Below are 20,162 nucleotides of genomic sequence, written 5' to 3' on the forward strand. Positions count from 1 at the left end.
TGATCGGCAACCCTATAACAAAAAGCAGCAGATATATCTGCTGCCTTTTTTTGTTATAGGGTTCTTAAATTGTGTCTGTTGCCTCTGCCGCGGCATCCATTTCTACACGTTCACCTTTTGTATTAATCAAAATTACATCGTCCGAATCCGCTAAAGAGACAGAAGCCACGCCATCACTGAAAGAGGTGGCCCCGCTGTATATAAATGGTATGGCCACTTTTCCCTGGCCATCTAAATAACCATACTTTCCATCTTTACTAGCAAGGAAAAGATTAGGTTCTTCTGTAACTGAAATCAAATCGTAGTCGGGAGCAACCATTTTATTGGTTTTTATTTCAGTAAGATTATACGTGTCGTTTTCGATGCTGATGAAATGCGTTGAATTATTTTCAGAAATATAGCTATACGTCGCCGGGACAATTATTTTGCCCGCCTGATTCAATATACCATATTTATTTTTCTGTTGAAATACGGCATAACCACCGTTAATAAACGATATCATATCATAATTTGCGGAAATTAAAATTTTGCCGGATTTATCCATGACCCCATATTTTTCGTTTAGTCCAAAAACCAGTTGCCCAAGGTGATCATCGTAACCTAAATAATCGTATTGGAAGGGGATGATTGGTTTACCGGCCAGATTAATGGCACCATATTTTTCATTTTTATATTGAACTATACTAAGATCGCCAACAAATGGTGCGATGTATAGGTATTGTGCTGGTACAATTGTTTTTTCTTCGCCGTCTTGTACCCCTATGAGATTAGTTGCAGCATCTTCAAATAAATACAGATTTTCAGCAATCTGGTTGCTCTCTTCCGAATCTTCCTCGTCGTCATAAATGGATGCTACTTGCTCATAATCCTCAGATACGATAAAATCTTTATCGTCCAGTTGGCTATCGGCGATGTTCTGGGCAATCATATCCATTCCAAGAGGTGTTGTTAGCTGTAGCACAGCCCCGGGGATTTTTTTGAACAGATCAAATCCCTGCCAATAGGTGACTGGCAATTTATCGCTATACCAGATCGATAAGGTGCTGTTTTCCTCGTTATCTTCTGAAATAGGAATTTCGACCTGAGCTAGTTTGCAGGGATAACCGGCAATCATTTTCGTTTGGTTTGGGACGAATTTGATCGCATGTGGGCTGAGCTCATTTTCTTTAACGACGTATTTTGCCAGTCCTGGGTACAATATAATTGATTGTTCTTCATTTTTTTTAATGAGAAAGATTGACTCTTCGCCGTCTCCGGAAGCCGATATAACTTTTATTTTATCATTGTTAACATACGCTTCGTAAACAGAAACTGGAGCTGCTTGTGCTTCTTCGCTGGGATCGACAGCATACGTAATGGCATAGTTGATCTTGAATGCTTTATTGATCTGGGCAAACGACATTGTGCTGGCCGCTAAGATAGCTGCGAATGATAGGGATATTTTTTTCATCTTCTTAAACTTTGAATGACAAATATCCTGATTCAAAGTGAGGTGTTTTATCCCTGAAATCCGTTATTTAACGATAAATCAACATGTTTCAAATGAATACATTGATTTTGGGAGTTAGTTGAACGGCCTTTCCCATATTTAATCAATAAACAGTTGATATTTAAGTAGTAGACCAGGCAGTTGTTCCGGACCAAATTTACTTTTTTTCATACGATTGACCTCTGGATCTAGCTGGATATTGATCGAAGACCGAAAGTCACAGCCCTCGAGATTGCATTGTACAAATCGGGCATTTAACAAATTCGTTTTTTTAAACAGCACCTGTTGAAGGTTGGCCCGTTCAAAATCCACATGTTGCAAAGAGCATTGTTCAAACTGGAACTTCTTTATATTTCTTTCAAAAAAAGAGGAGTAATCCAGAACCGAGTTGCTGAAATTGGCATGAAAGGAAAATGAACTACATTCATTAAAGTGTATGCCTAGCATTTTGCAGTCATTAAAAACAACATGATCTAATTGTGTGCCCTTTAGACTGACATTGGAAAGATTACACGATTTAAATTCACAATTTGTGAATAGGAGATCTACGAGTTCTGCGTTCTGGAAATCACATTGCTCAAAGGTGCATTTGTAGAATTCCTGAACTTGCTTTAGTTCAGGTGTAAATGTTTGTTTAGTGATTGTTTGTTCGACAAGTTCTTCCATTCTGTATCGTGTTGGCATTGATTTTAGCGAAAATAAGCAATTCTCCCGAATGATTTTACTTTAAAATAAAGTCAAAGGCGCTATTTCCGCTTGCGGACAAAATACCTGATTTCAGGGATAAAAAGGGGGATTTTTTATAGCTATTTTTGGTGTAGCCATAAAACATAATTCTTGGGGTGCTGAGGGGAAGACTGACGTATTGTAGAACTCTGGTAGGTTTTAATATAGTTTGTTAAAGGGCACTGATCAGTGCCCTTTACTATTTTAGGTATTCCGATCCGCTAATTTGCACAATGTTAGTTGTTCTTTAAATACTGACGCAGCACATATTGTAGAATACCGTCATTCTTAAAATACTCTATTTCAATGGCTGAATCAAGTCTTGCTTTCACCTGAAATGTGGTTGTTTTTCCATTTTCATGAACAGCATTTACCGTGAGGAGTTTATGAGGTGTTAAATCGGTCTCAAGTCCCGTGATGTTATAGACTTCTGTTCCATCTAGTCCTAATTTCTCTGCGTTTTCGTCATTGATAAATACAAGAGGTGCTACGCCCATACCGACAAGATTACTTCGGTGGATACGCTCGAAACTTTCAGCGATAACCGCCCGTACGCCAAGGAGGAATGTCCCTTTCGCTGCCCAGTCTCTCGAGGAACCCGAACCATACTCTTTTCCTGCCAGTACGATGAGCGCTGTGTTGTTTTTGCGATATTCCATTGCGGTTTCAAAAACAGTCTTCACCTCATTGGTGGGGAAATACCGACTAAAACCACCCTCACGATCGGTAATTTTGTTTTTAATACGCACATTGGCAAATGTTCCGCGCATCATGACCTCGTGGTTCCCACGTCTAGATCCATAAGAGTTGAAATCTTCTTTACTTACATGATGTGATCTGAGGTATTGTCCAGCTGCAGTTTCTTCTTTGAATGACCCTGCGGGTGAGATATGATCCGTTGTCACCGAATCACCGAGATAAAGTAATACCCTTGCATTCTGAATATCCTGTATTGGATTAGGAAGGGCTTGTAAATTCTCAAAAAATGGCGATTCTTTTATGTAGGTGGACGTGTTGTCCCACTGGTAATTTTGATCAAGATTCACTTCAAGTTCTTGCCAGTCTGTCGACCCGTCGAAGATGACATCATAAACTTCTTGGAAATCCGATTGTTTGACGCAGGCATTGACGGTGTCGATAATATCCTCGCGGCTTGGCCAAATATCTTTCAGATATACGGGCTGACCGTTAGGATCGTAATCCAATGGTTCCTCCAAGAGATTAATATCCACTCTTCCGACCAGTGCATAGGCAACAACAAGCATCGGCGACATTAAGAAGTTCATTTTTACCTGTGGATGCACACGGGCCTCAAAATTTCGGTTACCGGATAATACCGAGGCAACAATCAGTTCACCTTTTTCTACCGCCTCTGCTATTTGTGGTGGAAGAGGACCGGAGTTTCCAATACAGGAGGTACAACCGTAACCCACGGTGTGAAAACGCAGGGCATCAAGATCAGCACTAAGTCCTGATCTTTCAAGGTATTGTGTAACGACTTTTGAGCCAGGGGCTAAAGAGGTCTTTACCCAGGATTTGGTGCGAAGTCCGCGCTCGATGGCGTTACGGGCCAATAATCCTGCACCGATCATGACAGTAGGGTTCGAGGTATTGGTACAGCTTGTTATAGCTGCAATCGCAATACTGCCATCACTGACAATATACTCCTTATGATTGTGTTTGATGCGAACGGCATGAATAGACTCTTGAATAACTTCATGCGGTGAATCATGTTCGACGGGTACCTTACCAAAGGTAAACTCTGTGCCAGAGCCGCCGTCAGCAAGCCAGGCAGATTCCGATCGTTGCAAAACAGGGACATATTGTCGATGGTGTTCGCTGTCTAAGAGTTGTGAAAATGTGGTTTTTAAATCCTTCACTAGAATTTTATCCTGAGGCCTTTTGGGGCCAGATACAGTTGGCTCCAGGCTCGATAAATTGAATTCAACAACCGACGAATATTGAATTTCTTCCTTGCCTGTGCGCCAGAGTAAGTTGCTTTTACAATAATCTTCAACAATTTTAATCTGCTCTGCACTTCGATTGGTGCTATGCATGTATTCAAGGGTTCGGTCATCAATCGGAAAATAGGTAACCGTACAGCCAAATTCGGGGGACATATTGGAGATTGTGGCACGATCTGTCACCGAAAGGCTGTCCAATCCATCGCCAAATACTTCAACAAATTTACCCACAACACCTTTATCGCGAAGTATTTTTGTTATCGAAAGGACCATGTCGGTCGCGGTGCATGTCGCTGGTATTTTGCCCATAAGTTTAAGGCCGATAACTTCAGGACAGGTGAAAAAAATAGGTTGTCCAAGCATGGCTGCTTCAGCCTCAATGCCACCAACTCCCCAACCTAGTACACCAATACCATTGACCATTGGTGTATGTGAATCCGTCCCTACTAAGGTATCCGGAAAAAGCCAATTGTCGCGTTCAATTACTCCTTTGGCAAGATATTCCAAATTGACCTGATGGCAGATACCCATACCCGGAGGAACAACGGTAAAATTTTTCAATCCTTTCTGTGCCCATTTAAGGAGTTCATAACGCTCGCGGTTGCGTTCATATTCCAACTCGACATTCTTGTCATACGAGTAGTCTGTGCCAAAGTAATCGACCTGAACGGAATGATCTATGACTAGATCCACAGGGATAGCGGGATTTATTTTTTGTCCATCCTTGCCATGACGGATAAATTCGGCACGTAGGGAAGCCATATCGACTACAGCAGGTACTCCGGTAAAATCCTGCATTAAAATTCTGGCCGGTTTGAAGGGTATATCTTTGTCAACAGGCTGTGGAGTCCAATGAATCAGGGTATTGACATGCTCGTCCGTGATGCTAAATCCATCATGGTTACGCAATACATTTTCCAGTAGTATCCGGATACTAAATGGTAGGTGCGTGATATTACCTTCGGGAAGATCTTTAATAGCACTATACTGGTAAACTTTTCCGTTAATTTCAATTTCTCGTATTGATTTCTCTTTGCTCATATTCATTTACTTATTTTCATACTATATAATACACATATCCCCGAATTTGTTTGTAATATCTTTTACACATATCTTTCGGCTTTTGTATTCCAAAACGGAATTTATGCCTATGTAAATAATGAATTAAAAAATTGGATAAAAAAAAGATTGCTTTTTCTGATTTAGAGACAATCAAATTAGGATGCAAACGTTATGTTAATGTTTATGCTTAGAAACAGTGTTGTATGAGAAAAAGAGTAAATTATAGTGTCCTTTTCTTGGTTAGTTTGTTGTTTTGCAGCCCATTTCCGGGTAAAGCAAGTACACTTTCTGTTGCCGAAGGGGAGGACAATGGCTGGACCGAAGGGTATGATCTTAGCTTTAGGGACAGTAAAAACAATGTGTTGACCCTAAATCAACTCAAGGGGAAAGTTGTGGTTATTAATTTATGGGCGACATGGTGTCCACCTTGTCTTGCTGAGATGCCTTCATTGGATCAACTCTATAAGGACTTTAAGGGCAACGACACTATTATTATTTTGTCTGTCGATATTGATGGAAATCTTAGCGCTTCGAGAAAATTTATGGCGAAAAGGAAATATAGTCTACCTGTCTATCAGTTAAATTCGGCGTTGCCGAATGGATTGAGTACCACAAGCATACCCACAACAATTATTTTGGACAAGGCTGGTAAGCTGGTCATTAAGCATGTAGGTGGAATGAATTTTGGCTCGCAGAAATTCAGAAAATCCCTATTGGATTTAAGTAAGGAATAGATTTTGGTGTTGGAGATTATAACAATATAATGGAAGATAATTTATGTTTCATTTAGCATTTATGGCATTTTCTTGCTAATTTTGCATGCTAATTGTATAAGGAGAAATTATCTATGCCGGTCAAACTTCCTAATAACCTTCCTGCCATTGAGCTGTTGAAAAAGGAGAATATATTTGTCATGAGTGATTTAAGAGCAAATGAGCAGGACATTAGACCGCTTCGCGTTTTAGTGCTGAACTTAATGCCGCTTAAAATTACGACAGAGACAGATTTTATTCGTTTGCTGTCAAATAATCCTTTGCAGGTAGAAATGGAATTTTTGCGACTTGAAACGCATGTTTCAAAGAACACTCCCGAAGAGCATTTGGAGATGTTTTATAAGAGCTTGACTGAGGTTAAGGAGAATTTCTACGACGGGATGATTATTACTGGAGCTCCAGTTGAAATGGTTGCTTTCGAAGAAGTGACCTACTGGGCAGAAATTCAGACCATCTTCGATTGGGCACGAACCCATGTAACATCAAGTTTGTATATCTGTTGGGCGTCTCAAGCTGCATTGTATCATTTCTATGGTGTAGAGAAGAAGCCATTAGCGGAAAAGCTTTTTGGTGTATTTAAGCATACTACGTTAAACAAAAGACATCCGCTATTCCGTGGATTTGATGATGAGTTCTTTATACCGCACAGTCGCCATACGACTATTGAGAGGGATGATATCCTGGCAAAACAGGGTATAGAAATTCTTTCTGAATCGCCGGAAGCAGGTATTGCTATTGTTTCTTCACGAGGTGGACGAGAGTTTTATTTGACGGGACATTCAGAATATGCTCCTTTTACACTGGATGAAGAGTATAAAAGAGACTTAGAAAAAGGGCAGGAGATTGCTATGCCAGCAAATTATTATGTCGATGACAATCCCGAAAACCGTCCTCTAGTACGCTGGACAAGCCATGCAAACCTCCTTTTCAATAATTGGTTGAATTACTTCGTGTATCAAGAAACTCCTTTTGATCTAAAAGATGTGGTTTACTTAGGCGAAATCAAACAAGGATAATTTAATTCATTTCAAACAAAAACGGCTAAAAAAGCATTCTATTCATGTTAAGTGATTAAATATGAAAAAGACTGCTTTACTAGTTTGTTCTGTTCTTTCATTTTTTTTATTGAAAGCACAGGTTACGCTAGAAGAAAATCAAAAACTCAAAGAAGCGAATGGTACTTTATGGTATGCTAATCCGTGGATCTGGATCGCAGGTATTGCCTTATTCTTACTGATTTTTATCCTTGTACTACGTAAATCAACCCGCAATAAAGCATAGACCTAGCTATGCTTCTTAATTTTGGTTGTCATTAGAACCATATTTGTTGCATCAACAATAGAAGAACTTTTCTTAAGTTTGTGTATAGCGATAAACAAACTAAATTTTTATATGAAGAAAAATCTACTTTTAGCTGCCTTGTTAGCCTGCGGCTCGTTAGCAGGTCATGCGCAAAACAATGCAATCAATGTGAGTTACATGGATAAAAGTGTTCGTCCTCAAGATGACTTTTATAATTTTGTGAACGGGCAATGGATGAAAACAGTTAAAATACCTTCCGATAAAGCACGGTGGGGTTCTTTCGACGAATTGCGTGAAAATACCGATATTGCTACTTTGAAGGTTTTGCAAGAATCATTATCTGGACAGTTCCAAAAGGGTACAGACAATCAGAAAATAGGTGATTTGTATAAATCATTTGTGGATATGAAAACACGTAATAAACTTGGTTTAGCGCCTGTTAAACCTTATCTCACTAAAATTGCTGCAATTAAGAATTTCGATGATTTATATAAATATCTTGTTGAGGTAGCACCCATTGGTGGAAATCCTTTTTTTAGTGGCTATGTATATGCGCATCTTAAAAATTCCGATGTCAATACGGTATACCTCGGCGGCGGAAGTCTAGGGTTGGGACGTTCTTATTATCAAGTAAAAGATAAGAAGAACGAAGAAACGTTAACTGACTATTCAAATTATATTTCTGCACTTTATGCTAAATCGGGCCAGGTTACGAAGGATTTAAAAGGTCCAAAAATTGTTGCCTTTGAAAAACAGATAGCGGCAAACCTTAAAACTGTTGAGCAATCACGTGATGCTAATGGTCGATATAATCCGATCGCTGTAGCTGATCTAAAAACGATGGTGAAAAACATCGATATTGCAAAGTACCTAAAGGATGTCGGTTTTAAGGCTGATACTGTTATTGTGCCGGAAATAAAGTATTATGAAAATTTGGATCGAGTTTTCAGTCCTGAAAACCTACCTGCAATCAAGGAGATATTGACATTTCATATCTTAAATAATGCAGCGTCATATACCACACAGGAGTTGAATGATCTGTATTTTGACTTCTGGGGTCGTAAGTTAAAAGGACAAAAGGAGCAGCGTGCTTTAGATAAGCGTGGTGTGGAATTTGTCAATTCGATCGCAGGAGAATTATTAGGGAAATTATATGTGAAAGAAAACTTCCCTCCGAAGGCCAAAGCTGAAGCTGAAGAACTTGTAAGCTATCTTGTTAAATCTTTCGGGCAGCATATCAAGGGATTAACTTGGATGTCGGATGAAACGAAAGTAAAGGCATTGGACAAACTGGCTAAGTTTAAAGTTAAAATTGGCTATCCGGATAAATGGAAAGATTATAGCAAACTTGATGTTGGTACATCGTTATATGAAAATGTATTGGCTTCGAGTAAATGGGCATTTTACCAAAATTTGGCGAAGCAAGATAAGCCAGTTGACAAATCTGAATGGGGGATGACTCCGCAGACTGTGAACGCTTATTATAGCCCATTGTTTAACGAGATCGTCTTTCCGGCAGCGATTCTTCAGCCGCCATTCTATGATTATAAGGCTGATGCTGCAGTTAATTTTGGTGGTATCGGTGCGGTAATTGGTCATGAACTTTCGCATGGATTTGACGACCAGGGTGCTAAATATGATGGAAATGGAAACCTGAACAACTGGTGGAGCGATGGTGATAAGGCGAAATTTGAAGCAGCGGCTGATGCTTTGGTACGTCAATTTGAATCCTATGAGCCTGTACCGGGCGTTTTTGTGAACGGTCGCTTTACATTAGGGGAGAATATTGGGGATTTGGGAGGCTCATCAGTTGCTTTTGATGCATTGCAACTTTATCTGAAAGATAAGGGAAATCCTGGATTAATAGATGGTTTTACGCAGGACCAGCGCTTTTTCCTTTCCTGGGCAACGATATGGAGAACGAAGACTACAGACGAGTTTGTGGTCAATCAAGTGAAAACTGACCCACATTCTCCGGCACAGTACCGCGCTTTTGCGCCGATCATTAACCTGGATGCTTTCCATAAAGCTTGGGATACAAAGAACGGCGACAAAATGTTTGTTCCGGTCGATAAACGTATCAAAATTTGGTAGGTTATCAATCATTTTACAAAAAGCGGGTGTATTTAATTTTAAATACACCCGCTTTTTGTTTATTTAGTTTATACTATTTCATCCATTTCAGAACCAAATAGAACCCGATTGCCGTTGCAGATAGGGTCAATGCAGTTGCCCACCATAGTGTTTTAAAACCAAAGGAGTCGACTATGCTTGTCCCTAAAAGTGGTGAAAATATATTTGCAGCTGAAAAAGCAAGGGAATTGAAGCCCATGTATGCTCCTTGTGTTTTGGGTGTCGAGCGGTTAACAGAAACCGTTGCCATAAAAGGTAATGTCAGCATTTCGCCGAGACCAAAAATAAAGAATGTGAAATATAACCAACCGAGCCCGCCAGTAAAATTTAGCATGGCATAAGAGCTGGCACATAAAAATGTTCCAAAGACGAGCGTGCTAATTAACGAAAATCTTTTTTCAGCGATATGGACGATAAACATCTCCAGCAATACAATAACGAAACCACTCCAACCGAGTAGAAATCCGATTTGGTGATCGTTCAAATGATGAACCTCACGGTAGAAAAGTGGTAAAGTCGTAATCAGCTGAAAGAAACAAAAAGAGAAAATACAACAAAAGATATTGAATAAGACAAAGGGCAGGTCTGTATAAGGATTTCGTCTTTTTTGAGGCAATTCGTTTTCAGGAATAATCTCTTTTTTTGATTTGATATCGCTTCTTTTTTCTCGTTTATGAAAAAAGACAAAGAAAATCACTGCAGCGCAAAGGACGGCAAAAGAATTTCCATAAAAGATCCAATTGAATGAGATGGTGGCCAAAAATCCAGCAACTGCTGGGCCGATTGAAAATCCCAAATTTATGGCTAAGCGATTCAATGAAAAAGCACGCGTGATATTTTCTGGTTTAGCGTAACTCGCCACTGACACCGAGTTTGCAGGTCTAAAGGCATCGAAGATTAAGCTTAAGGTAAAAATCATGATGGATAACGACTGCACCTCTTTGAAATGTGGAATCAGTAAGAATAAAGGAGCGGCTAATACGAGACTTCCGAACTGAACCTTGAAACTACCAATCCGGTCAGTCAGCCAGCCACCTATATAGGAACCACAAACGGAGCCGAATCCATAACTCATCAATACCACACCAACTTGTTTAATGTCAAAATGTAGAACCTGGGTCATGTAGAGTCCAAGAAAGGGAATCACCATACTTCCCATTCTATTAATAAGCATGACTATGGCAAGTAGCCATGCGGCTTGAGACAGTCCCTTGAAGGAGTCGAGGTATATCGATAAAATTCTTTTCATTAAATGATGAATCAGCTTGTATAGATCGTATAAGTTTTTTAATTCATACGTCTTCTTGTAGTATTGGTAAAAAAAATGCCAAATTGATTAGTCAACTTGGCATTTATTAAAATTAGATCATATTATGCCAATATGGACTCTGGAATTGTAGGATTGACCTGATAGGTACTTGCGACCATTTGTTTCTTCTCAGACCCCGGCTCCATAATAAAGTCAATACGTCCTAGATTAATCCCGGCAAAACCGACTTGATTCACAACGGTCTTTGTTCCTTTTAAATTTGTAACCAGTGTTGGTTCATTTAAGAAGGTATGGGTATGGCCGCCGATAATTAGGTCGATGTCCGAGGTTTTAGCGGCAAGGATCAGATCCGATACTTTATCGTTTTCATATTGATAACCTAAATGCGATAAACAGATGACCAAATCACATTTGTGTTTTTCCTTCAATATGCGGACCACCTTGTTGGATACTTCAATAGGATCCAAATATTTCATTCCCTTGAAGTTATTGGGGTCAACCAATCCTTCAATATCTACCCCTAGTCCAAACACACCTATTTTTATTCCACCTTTATGGAATATGGTATAATCCTGGGTTTTCCCCTCCAATACAGTCCCTTTGAAGTCGTAATTGGCTGTTAAGAATGGAAATTTAGCGTGATCCAGGTACTTTACAAGGCCGTTAAGACCATTGTCAAATTCATGATTTCCGAATGTTCCCGCATCATAACCCAGCTTTGTCATGAGATCAAGTTCAAGTTTTCCTCCAAAAAGATTAAAATAGGGCGTACCTTGAAACATATCGCCTGCATCTAGTAATAGAAGGTGTTCTTCTTCTTTGCGGATTTTATTGATAAGTGTACTTCTGCGCGCAACACCAGCCAATCCCTGATATTTACCGCCGTCCATTGGAAACGGTTCAATACGGCTATGAACATCGTTGGTATGTAAAATTGTAAGCTTTACCTTTTTGCTCTTCGCGTCGACTTGAAAAGGAAGTGATCCCAAAGCAACTGCAGCAGAAAATCCACCAACTTGCTTGATAAATGATCTTCGGTTAATTGATTTTAATTCTTCCATCTAATTCTGCATTTACTTTTTTGCCTTCTTTCGTTAATTCACTCACATATTCAATCAAACCTTCACGCATACGTTGCGGATAATCTGCCCGCGATACAGGTTGTGTCAACAGGGTGAGGTTGTCACCACCATTGGCAAGATAATCATAGGTCACTAGTTTATATAACTTATCGTCTTCAATAGCTTGACCTTTGATCATGATGTCCTGAACTTTGTTGCCTGTAATTGTCAAAGTCATTCCAGCAATAGGTTGACCATGTGTGGTTGCAATATAGTCAGCAAGCTGACGAATTTGACTACCTTTAAGTTCAAGGATGGTCAATGTATTCTCAAAGGGCATAACCTCGAAAATATGTCCTACGGTAATATCGCCTGCTTTAAGGTCGTTTCGAATCCCACCCTTTGTTGCGAACGCTAAATCCGCAAAGTTATGGGCGTTATGTTCACTCATCCACAACAAGGCTTCACAAAAAAAGTTGCCCATTAATGTTTCCGCTGTTTTCTCTTTTGTCAATGCCTTGTCCGCATGTCCTATCACACGGTTCATTTCCGCTTCCATTTTGTGTTTGAAGGGCTCGTAGATTGATACGACTGCAGGATCAGCTTGCATATCGCTATTGATATGATATTGTTGGAAATCTTTTTGCGTTGGATGGAGCTGTTTTGTACAACCTGTAACCATCAAAAGCGAAGCGACACCAAGGCTACCAATAAAGGCAATTTGCTTCGATATATTCATTCTTTTTAATTTAACCAAATACTTTGCAAAGTTAGCCAATTATATATGAACAAATCTTATCCAATGTTAGCTAATTTTTAAAAACAACAAAAGCTTAACATTGTTACACATTAAGCTTTGTCCATATAATTAGAAAAATAACAACCTAGTGAACTAATTCCGTGTCAGGAATAGTATTGGCATCCATTTGGCGATCTGCTGTTTTCAAGTTCTCTAGCTTATTACCTTGTTGGAGGATCTTTTTCCTTTTGCTGCGCGACGACAGTTTGGTGCGATACGCTTTCCAGTTCATCAACAAGACTGAAAATAGAATAACGGCTAAACCGACAATTTGCAAGGAGGTTACCACGTGCGAAGTGAAAAAATGACTTAAAATAAGTGCAATAATTGGGTTCACATACGCATAGGTACTTACTTCCATTGCTGGACGCACCTGCAATAACCAAATATAAGAGCTAAAAGCAAGAATTGAGCCAAATGTAATTAAATACCCCAAATTGAACCAATCTACAGGCGCCACACTACGCAGTGTAAATGACGCATATTCGCCGGTAAAAAGCGCCGTGATATTAAAGAGGACACCTGCGGTAACCATTTGCCACGCGGTCTTCACCATAACATGTAGATCCTCTTTTTCTTCTTTTTCAGATTTTTTAAAATACTTGGAAATCAATGAACCTACAGTCCAAGCGATAGAACCCAATACTAAAATCGATAAGGCAATCACCTTAAGGGTGCCATCTGTATTGTCATTGGTCGCCATGATCTGTTCAGCAAATAGCATCACAACACCACAGAAACCTAATGCTACGCCGGCAACTGTGCTAATGCTGCTAAAGTTTTCTTTCCATTTTGGTTTGTCCAATAATATAAACCAGATTGCAGCAGCAGCAGCAATAATAGCGGCAACACCACCAGATACATATTGCTCCGCCCAGATAACCCCTGCCATATCGACAAAGAGCAATAAAAAACCTACGATTGCGGCCTCCTGAATAGAGCGCTTGTTAAATAATTTAAATCCTTTTATGGCGCAATATGTCATTAGGATTGCACTGGCTGCAACAAATCGAAACGAACCCAAAATAAATGGGGGGAAACTATGTAATGCTTTTTCTATAAAGAAAAAGGTAGAGCCCCATACCACATAAATAATGAAATAAGCAACAACAACCATTACTGGACTAGCTGCCTTTTTTTGTCCTTGCAACATAATTAAACCTCCTTTCTATTACTCAGGTATCACAACCTGCTGATCTTCCTTGACTGTCTGAAGTACAATTGTTGTTCGCGTTGAAATAATACCTTCAACTTTACTTAATGTATTCCGCATGAGATCCACTAAACCTGTAGAATCTGCAGTTCTTACTTTAATAAGGTAACCATCATCACCTGCAATATCATGTACTTCTTGAACTTCAGGGATTTCGGCAAGTGCCAACCCTACACCCTGTTCGCCAATAATATCATTGGCTTTGATAAAAATAAACGATAAAAGTTTCTGATCGACCGCGGCAGGATTGATCTTGGCACTATATTTTAAAATCACATCTTTTTGCTCAAGCTTCTTTACGCGCTCGAGGATTGCTGATGGTGCCATACCTAATTCTCTTGCGATATCAGCATTGTTGATCCGTCCATTATCCTGCATTAAGCGCAAGATTTTATAGTCGACTTGGTCTAAATTATATTCTACTTTTGTCATTTCGACTGCAAAGGTAGGTAAAAAAGCATAATATTCAAAATTATTTATACAATTCTGAATATTATTCTGATAAAGCGGAACTATATGTGAATTTTATTCGAATTCATTGTAAAGAAATCTTAACCATCTGGGTTATGGTACTGAAAGTAAGTATATTGCTTTTTAGGTTGCCTAGCGATATAATTCAACAATTATACCTTTTTCTTAATTTCAGAATAATATTTCTTGTAGACAGGATGACCCCCAATCCAATCAGACAACCTAGACAGACACAGCCAAAGCGATCCAAGGCGGCGAAGTAGGAGCGGCTTTGCTGTTCATGAAGGTAGACGATAATTAGTGCGACCATAGATGTTCGCGCCACAGCCATGATGTTGAGTAGCTTACATGTAATCAACGACGCGACAATGCCGATAATCATGGCGTACAGTTGTGAAATAGGTACAAAATATAAACTAAGCCCAATTGCCGAACCTATAAAATTGGATTTAGCGCGATCGATAGCTATTTTTTTTGATTCATTCTCTTGTGGCGAAATGACCAGTATAATCGATATGAGTGTCCAAGAAACAGAATACTGGGGAAAGGATACAAAGAGTGGGTAACCTATAAGGAAGCCAATCAATACCCGAATGGTGTATATAATAAAATCAGAATGAAGCGTATAGCGAAGGAATAGATTACGCATATAAGGAAGATATCAATCGTTAACTAAATGATGTAGCGCCACAAAAATACACGCATTGTTTGAAGGAACGAAATAAAATTGACTTTTGTGGTAAATTACCCTGTTTTGCGTTTTTATGCGTTTTTTGTTTTTGATTTGTGCGTTTCTTGCATTCATCTCTTTTTCCGATGCATAAATTTGACTAAATTTGTTTCATACATTAAATGCAGATTAAGTGAAAGATCAAAATCAATTAGCCTTATTAGCGTCTCAACTCAAGGGGGAGCTCTTTTATACCAATGAAACCAAGGATCAAACAATGTTGCTTGCCTATTCGACCGATGCGTCTGTTTATCAGGAAAAGCCGTTGGCTGTAGCAATACCAGCTGATATTGATGACATTAAAAAATTAATTGATTTTGCGCAGCAGCATAGGATAACTATAATACCACGTACTGCTGGTACCTCTTTGGCGGGACAGGTTGTAGGCCATGGTATTATTATGGATATTTCTCGTCATTTTAACGGTATTATTGAACTTAATGTCGAAGAGCAGTGGGTTCGGGTGCAACCAGGCGTGATCCGTGACGACTTAAATAGTTATCTTAAACCATTCGGACTGATGTTTGGGCCTGAAACTTCGACGGCAAGCCGTGCCATGGTTGGCGGAATGATTGGTAATAACTCTTCGGGTTTGCATTCAATTGTCTGGGGAGATACACGGCACAATTTGATTTCGGCCAACGTACTTTTGGACGACTGTTCTGAAGTGACTTTTGAGGCGATTGATGAAGCAGCATATTTTAAGAAATTATTATTAGCTGGTCGTGAGGGCGATATCTATCGCAATATGAATGAATTATTGACAGATCCACAACATTTAAGTGCCATAGAAGCGGGCTACCCCAAACGATCCATCACAAGAAGAAATACCGGTTATGCATTGGATATTCTTGCTGATCGTTCGGCCCCTTTCAATATGTGTAATTTATTAGCGGGATCCGAGGGAACTTTGGCTATCGTTACAGAAGCGAAACTCAAACTGATGTCCTTACCACCTCAAGAACTAGGTTTACTCTGTGTTCACTTTGCAGATATGGTGGAGTGTATGCATGGCAACGTGATTGCCCTGGAGCATAAGCCAGAAGCATCTGAACTGGTAGACAAATACATCATGGATTTCACGGTTGGGCATCCAACCTATAAGTATAATCGTTTTTTTATTGAGGGTGATCCCCAGGCTTTATTGATTGTTGAGTTTAGGGGGCAGACAGCAGCTGAAACAGAATCGAAAGCGATGGCCTTGAAAGCGGATCTAATTGCCCGTGGCTTAGGATATGCCTATCCTTATATTACCGGTATTGAACAGACGAATTTAGTTTGGGATGTGCGCAAAGCAGGACTTGGTTTAATCCGTAATTTGCCTGGGGACAGTCAGCCTGTAAATTTGATTGAAGATTGTGCTGTTTCACCTGAGGACCTACCTGCTTACGTGAGTGATATTCAAAAGCTTTTGATAGAAGAGGGAGTACATGCATCTTATTATGCGCATGCAGGAGCTGGAGAGCTACATATCGAACCCTTTGTAAATCTGAAAACTGCAGCGGGGAAACGTACTTTTCGTTCAATCCTCGAAAAAGCGAGTGATCTTGTATTAAAATATAACGGTTCGCTAAGTGGAGAGCACGGTGATGGTCGCCTACGCGGAGAGTTTATTGGCAAAGTGCTTGGTGAAAAAGTTTACAAATTACTTGAAGATGTAAAATCCATCTTTGATCCACAGGGTGTTTTTAATGCAAATAAGATTGTCAACACACCGCCAATGGATTCTCATCTGCGTTATGACAACGATAGCAACCGAACAGCAATAAAGACCTACTTCGATTTTTCTAAAGATGAGTCTATCCTTCGGTTGGCGGAGAAATGTTCAGGTTCGGGAGATTGCCGCAAGACTGAAATTACCGGTGGAACAATGTGTCCGTCGTTTATGGCTACGCGCGATGAAAAAGATACAACACGGGCGCGGGCAAATATGCTGCGTCAGTTTTTAACAAATTCCACAAAGAAAAATCGTTTTGATCATGAAGAGATCAAGGAAGTCATGGACCTCTGTTTAAGCTGCAAAGGCTGTAAAACGGAGTGTCCTTCCAGTGTGGATGTAGCCAAAATGAAAGCCGAATTTTTGCAGCACTATTATGATGAGCATGGTGCGGGATTTAGAACAAAATTAATCGCTAATTTCACCCAGTCTCAGAAACTCGGATCGTGGGTTGCACCTCTTTATAATTTTGTGGTCAAAAATGATTTCTTGTCAGGAATGGTCAAAAAAACAGTAGGATTTGCGCCAAAGCGTTCCTTGCCAACAGTCAATGGAACGACCTTAACCCAATGGGTAAAAAAACAAGCGGCGGTAAGTGATGCCAAGCGTCGTGTTTACCTTTTTTCGGATGAGTTTACCGAATATAATGATGCAGAGATCGGTATTACAGCGTACAAATTATTGACGGCATTGGGGTATGAAGTAGTCATTCCAAAACATGTGCAAAGTGGGCGCACTTATCTTTCCAAAGGGTTTGTGAAAGAAGCAAAGAAGATTGCCAATCAAAATATCCATTTCTTAAAGGGATTAATTACGGATGATACGCCACTTTTAGGTGTTGAACCATCAGGGATAATTACATTTAGAGACGAGTATTTAAGTTTAGTAGACGATGATTTACGAGTTGACGCACAAAAAGTAGCCAAAAATGCGTTGATGATTGACGAATTTCTGTTGACTGAAATGAAGGCAGGACGTATTCATCCGGAACAGTTTACTGGAACAACAAAAAAGATAAAGCTGCATGGTCACTGTTACCAAAAGGCTTTTCACCTCGTGACTGTGACAGAACAGGTTCTATCATTTCCAACGAACTTTAGCGTAGAAACTATTCCTTCGGGCTGTTGTGGTATGGCAGGGTCATTTGGTTATGAGGCTGAACATTATGATGTTTCGATGAAAGTGGCCGAGCTGGTTTTGTTACCAACCATACGTAAAACATCATCCGATACTTTAATTGCTGCGGCGGGTACTTCCTGTAGGCATCAGATTAAAGATGGTGTAGGAAGAAAATCTTATCATCCTGTGGAAATTTTATACGATGCTTTATTGAAATAAAATAAAAACATTGATAATAGTTGTTTGTTATCAGTAATAATGGTAATATTATAAGAGCAATATTCATTAATAACTGATAACAAACAATTCAATATGTACAAGATTCAATCTATAGCATTTCTTGCAACCGCTACGGTGCTGATGGCTAGTTGCGGAAATTCCAATCAAAAGAAAACTGATGGAAGTGATACAACAACGGTTAACAAAATTGAAGGTGTAAAAATCGAACAATTTACTAATGGTACACCGGGTGCAGAAAAGAAGAACTTTTTTCTACGTATCACAGATGAGATCTTAACCGATTCAAGTCGGATCTATATCACAAAATCTCTTTACAAACAAGATACTGTAGGAGCGAAGTTTGAGGTTGTAGATTTTATACCCGCAGGTATAATAGATGGCAAGCCGAGTGATGACGTCGGTTTTACCAAAGGTAAAATTAGAATCTCGTCATCGGGTCAACAGTCCGACAATTTAATTAAGGCGTTAGGTGACTTATTTCAGACTCCTACAACGGATTCTTTTACAAAAGATGTAATTCTTCCGAATGTGTTTTCATCCAATAAGGTGAATGCTGACTTGTCCAAAAAAACAGCATATAGCTTTAAACTATTTTTGGACAATAAAAAAGCTGCTCCAGCGGAGCTCTTCTTTAATGTAGACACGTATAAGCATTCTATTGAGTTTTCTGAAAAAGATCCTTCATTCCGAGCTGGATTGTTATCAGCGTTAACGGGCAAATAAACGGGTTTTGACATAGGGTAAGCTATATATGCTTATGTCTTATGAATAGATTGATCTTAAAATAAAAAGGCTAGATGGATTCTAGCCTTTTTATTTTCGCAAAAAAAAGATAGATTTGTGCTAATATATTTAGTTTACAATGAAACGGTCCGGCACTGCAGATCTCCCATTACACTATGGAAAAGTACCAGCGTGGCTTTACGAACGTATGGCTTCCCTAGGTCGTTCAATAGTTGAAGTTATCCTAATGGATTATGGTAAAGATGAAGTTTTAAGAAGACTGGCGGATCCATTCTGGTTTCAGAGTTTTGGTGCCTGCTCGGGATGGATTGGCATTCTTCAGGGATCACAACAGCTGTTATGGGGGCATTAAAACGCGCTATTAATCCAGATGCGAAGTCGCTGGGGCTTTATATCTGTGGGGGGAAAGGCAAATTGTCTATGCAAACTCCACAGGAACTACTTCAGTTGTCAGATCGAATTGGGTTGGATGGCAACGGCTTGATTCGCAGCAGTAAGCTTGTCGCTAAAGTGGATAACACAGCCATTCAAGATGGTTACCAACTGTATTTACATAATTTTATCGTAACAGATCGTGGTAATTGGTCTGTTGTCCAGCAAGGTATGCATGAAAAGGATGGGACTGCTCGTCGCTACCATTGGCATTCTGAAAAGGTCAAATCGTTCGTTGAAGAACCTCATGCTGGTATCAGTGGGCCTTCGCAAGGTATAATCCTTAACTTGACAGCTGCAGAAGCGGCAGCCAATAGAGCAGGTATTATGACTATAGTGGGAGAGGATTCAACTAAAGTAATGCAAGATTTCGCTAAACTTATTATGCCATCTCATCACGATGTACGTGCTGCAGATGTTGACTTGAAGAGGTTGGGGGCGATGTTGTACGTCGCCCGAGAAAGTCAACCAAGCCATTTTGAAGACCTACTGCTTTTAAAAGGAGTTGGTCCCCGCACGTTACAGTCATTGGCCTTGGTTAGTGAGGTGATCCATGGAGCTCCTTCACGGTTCAACGACCCCGCACGATTTTCGTTTGCTCATGGCGGAAAAGATGGACATCCTTTTCCGGTTCCATTAACCATTTACGATGAGAGCATTCAGATTTTACAAAAAGGTGTTGAAAAATCTAAACTGGGTTATGGTGAAAAATTAAAATCAATCGCCAAGTTGCACCAGATCGTGCTGGATAGCGAAAAAGATTTTCAGCCTCAGTTTGATATTGAACAGATTATAGCGGAGGAACGAAGGGATTCTTGGAAGTATGGGGGCAGAACAGTCTTTGGAGATGCAGAACCTTTGAGAACAAAAGGAAGGGGTTTGCAATTATCACTTTTCTAGCGGAAATCAGCGGATTG

At 39.7% G+C, this 20,162-nt stretch carries 15 protein-coding genes and 1 pseudogene; 7 read left to right on the forward strand and 9 right to left on the reverse strand.

Annotation, left to right across the window (positions count from 1 at the left end; genetic code table 11):
- Nucleotides 1-64: 64 nt before the first annotated feature.
- The 3 genes from HS960_RS07595 to acnA all read right to left on the reverse strand — a co-directional run bounded on the left by HS960_RS07595 (nucleotide 65) and on the right by acnA (nucleotide 5,220).
- Nucleotides 65-1,450, reverse strand: a complete 1,386-nt coding sequence (locus HS960_RS07595) for a WG repeat-containing protein (RefSeq protein ID WP_182332017.1) — start codon at nucleotides 1,448-1,450, stop codon at nucleotides 65-67.
- A 138-nt stretch (nucleotides 1,451-1,588) separates the two neighbouring features.
- Nucleotides 1,589-2,173: a pentapeptide repeat-containing protein gene (locus HS960_RS07600; protein WP_153847342.1), complete on the reverse strand. Its 585-nt coding sequence runs from the start codon at nucleotides 2,171-2,173 to the stop codon at nucleotides 1,589-1,591.
- Between the two features lie 278 nt (nucleotides 2,174-2,451).
- Nucleotides 2,452-5,220 (reverse strand): aconitate hydratase AcnA, encoded by a 2,769-nt coding sequence (gene acnA / locus HS960_RS07605; RefSeq protein ID WP_228280238.1) that lies wholly within the window; start codon nucleotides 5,218-5,220, stop codon nucleotides 2,452-2,454.
- A gap of 224 nt (nucleotides 5,221-5,444) precedes the next feature.
- Between acnA and HS960_RS07610 the strand changes: the two genes are divergently transcribed.
- The 4 genes from HS960_RS07610 to HS960_RS07625 all read left to right on the forward strand — a co-directional run bounded on the left by HS960_RS07610 (nucleotide 5,445) and on the right by HS960_RS07625 (nucleotide 9,410).
- The gene (locus HS960_RS07610; RefSeq protein ID WP_153847340.1) at nucleotides 5,445-5,975 is read left to right on the forward strand and encodes a TlpA family protein disulfide reductase; all 531 of its coding nucleotides are present in this window, start codon (nucleotides 5,445-5,447) and stop codon (nucleotides 5,973-5,975) included.
- Between the two features lie 113 nt (nucleotides 5,976-6,088).
- A complete protein-coding gene (metA, locus tag HS960_RS07615) occupies nucleotides 6,089-7,030 on the forward strand; it encodes a homoserine O-acetyltransferase MetA (protein WP_182332019.1) in 942 nt (313 codons plus the stop codon).
- Nucleotides 7,031-7,091: 61 nt separating this feature from the next.
- Nucleotides 7,092-7,295 (forward strand): hypothetical protein, encoded by a 204-nt coding sequence (locus HS960_RS07620; RefSeq protein ID WP_153847338.1) that lies wholly within the window; start codon nucleotides 7,092-7,094, stop codon nucleotides 7,293-7,295.
- A gap of 111 nt (nucleotides 7,296-7,406) precedes the next feature.
- A complete protein-coding gene (locus HS960_RS07625) occupies nucleotides 7,407-9,410 on the forward strand; it encodes a M13 family metallopeptidase (RefSeq protein ID WP_159726661.1) in 2,004 nt (667 codons plus the stop codon).
- A 73-nt stretch (nucleotides 9,411-9,483) separates the two neighbouring features.
- Here HS960_RS07625 and HS960_RS07630 read toward each other — a convergent pair whose 3' ends face one another.
- The 6 genes from HS960_RS07630 to HS960_RS07655 form a co-directional block, all read right to left on the reverse strand.
- The gene (locus HS960_RS07630; protein ID WP_182332021.1) at nucleotides 9,484-10,698 is read right to left on the reverse strand and encodes an MFS transporter; all 1,215 of its coding nucleotides are present in this window, start codon (nucleotides 10,696-10,698) and stop codon (nucleotides 9,484-9,486) included.
- Between the two features lie 122 nt (nucleotides 10,699-10,820).
- Nucleotides 10,821-11,780, reverse strand: a complete 960-nt coding sequence (locus HS960_RS07635) for a bifunctional metallophosphatase/5'-nucleotidase (protein ID WP_182332024.1) — start codon at nucleotides 11,778-11,780, stop codon at nucleotides 10,821-10,823.
- Nucleotides 11,758-12,519, reverse strand: a complete 762-nt coding sequence (locus HS960_RS07640) for a 5'-nucleotidase C-terminal domain-containing protein (protein WP_228280240.1) — start codon at nucleotides 12,517-12,519, stop codon at nucleotides 11,758-11,760. Before HS960_RS07640 ends, HS960_RS07635 begins: the two co-directional genes overlap by 23 nt.
- Before the next feature lie 145 nt (nucleotides 12,520-12,664).
- Nucleotides 12,665-13,732: an EamA family transporter gene (locus HS960_RS07645; protein ID WP_153847334.1), complete on the reverse strand. Its 1,068-nt coding sequence runs from the start codon at nucleotides 13,730-13,732 to the stop codon at nucleotides 12,665-12,667.
- An 18-nt stretch (nucleotides 13,733-13,750) separates the two neighbouring features.
- Nucleotides 13,751-14,224 carry an Lrp/AsnC family transcriptional regulator gene (locus HS960_RS07650; protein ID WP_046673335.1) on the reverse strand — a complete coding sequence of 158 codons (474 nt, stop codon included), beginning with the start codon at nucleotides 14,222-14,224 and terminating at the stop codon, nucleotides 13,751-13,753.
- Between the two features lie 184 nt (nucleotides 14,225-14,408).
- Nucleotides 14,409-14,912 carry an FUSC family protein gene (locus HS960_RS07655; protein ID WP_075992664.1) on the reverse strand — a complete coding sequence of 168 codons (504 nt, stop codon included), beginning with the start codon at nucleotides 14,910-14,912 and terminating at the stop codon, nucleotides 14,409-14,411.
- 214 nt (nucleotides 14,913-15,126) lie between these two features.
- Between HS960_RS07655 and HS960_RS07660 the strand changes: the two genes are divergently transcribed.
- The 3 genes and pseudogenes from HS960_RS07660 (at nucleotide 15,127) to HS960_RS07670 (ending at nucleotide 20,145) form a co-directional block, all read left to right on the forward strand.
- Nucleotides 15,127-18,048 (forward strand): FAD-binding and (Fe-S)-binding domain-containing protein, encoded by a 2,922-nt coding sequence (locus HS960_RS07660; protein ID WP_228280242.1) that lies wholly within the window; start codon nucleotides 15,127-15,129, stop codon nucleotides 18,046-18,048.
- A gap of 93 nt (nucleotides 18,049-18,141) precedes the next feature.
- Complete coding sequence (locus tag HS960_RS07665) at nucleotides 18,142-18,792, forward strand: hypothetical protein (RefSeq protein WP_153847333.1); 651 nt, start codon at nucleotides 18,142-18,144, stop codon at nucleotides 18,790-18,792.
- A gap of 208 nt (nucleotides 18,793-19,000) precedes the next feature.
- Nucleotides 19,001-20,145: pseudogene (locus tag HS960_RS07670) on the forward strand (DUF763 domain-containing protein).
- Nucleotides 20,146-20,162: the final 17 nt, after the last annotated feature.

The sequence above is a fragment of the Sphingobacterium paramultivorum genome, from assembly GCF_014109745.1.
In the GTDB taxonomy this organism is placed as follows: Bacteria; Bacteroidota; Bacteroidia; order Sphingobacteriales; family Sphingobacteriaceae; genus Sphingobacterium; species Sphingobacterium paramultivorum.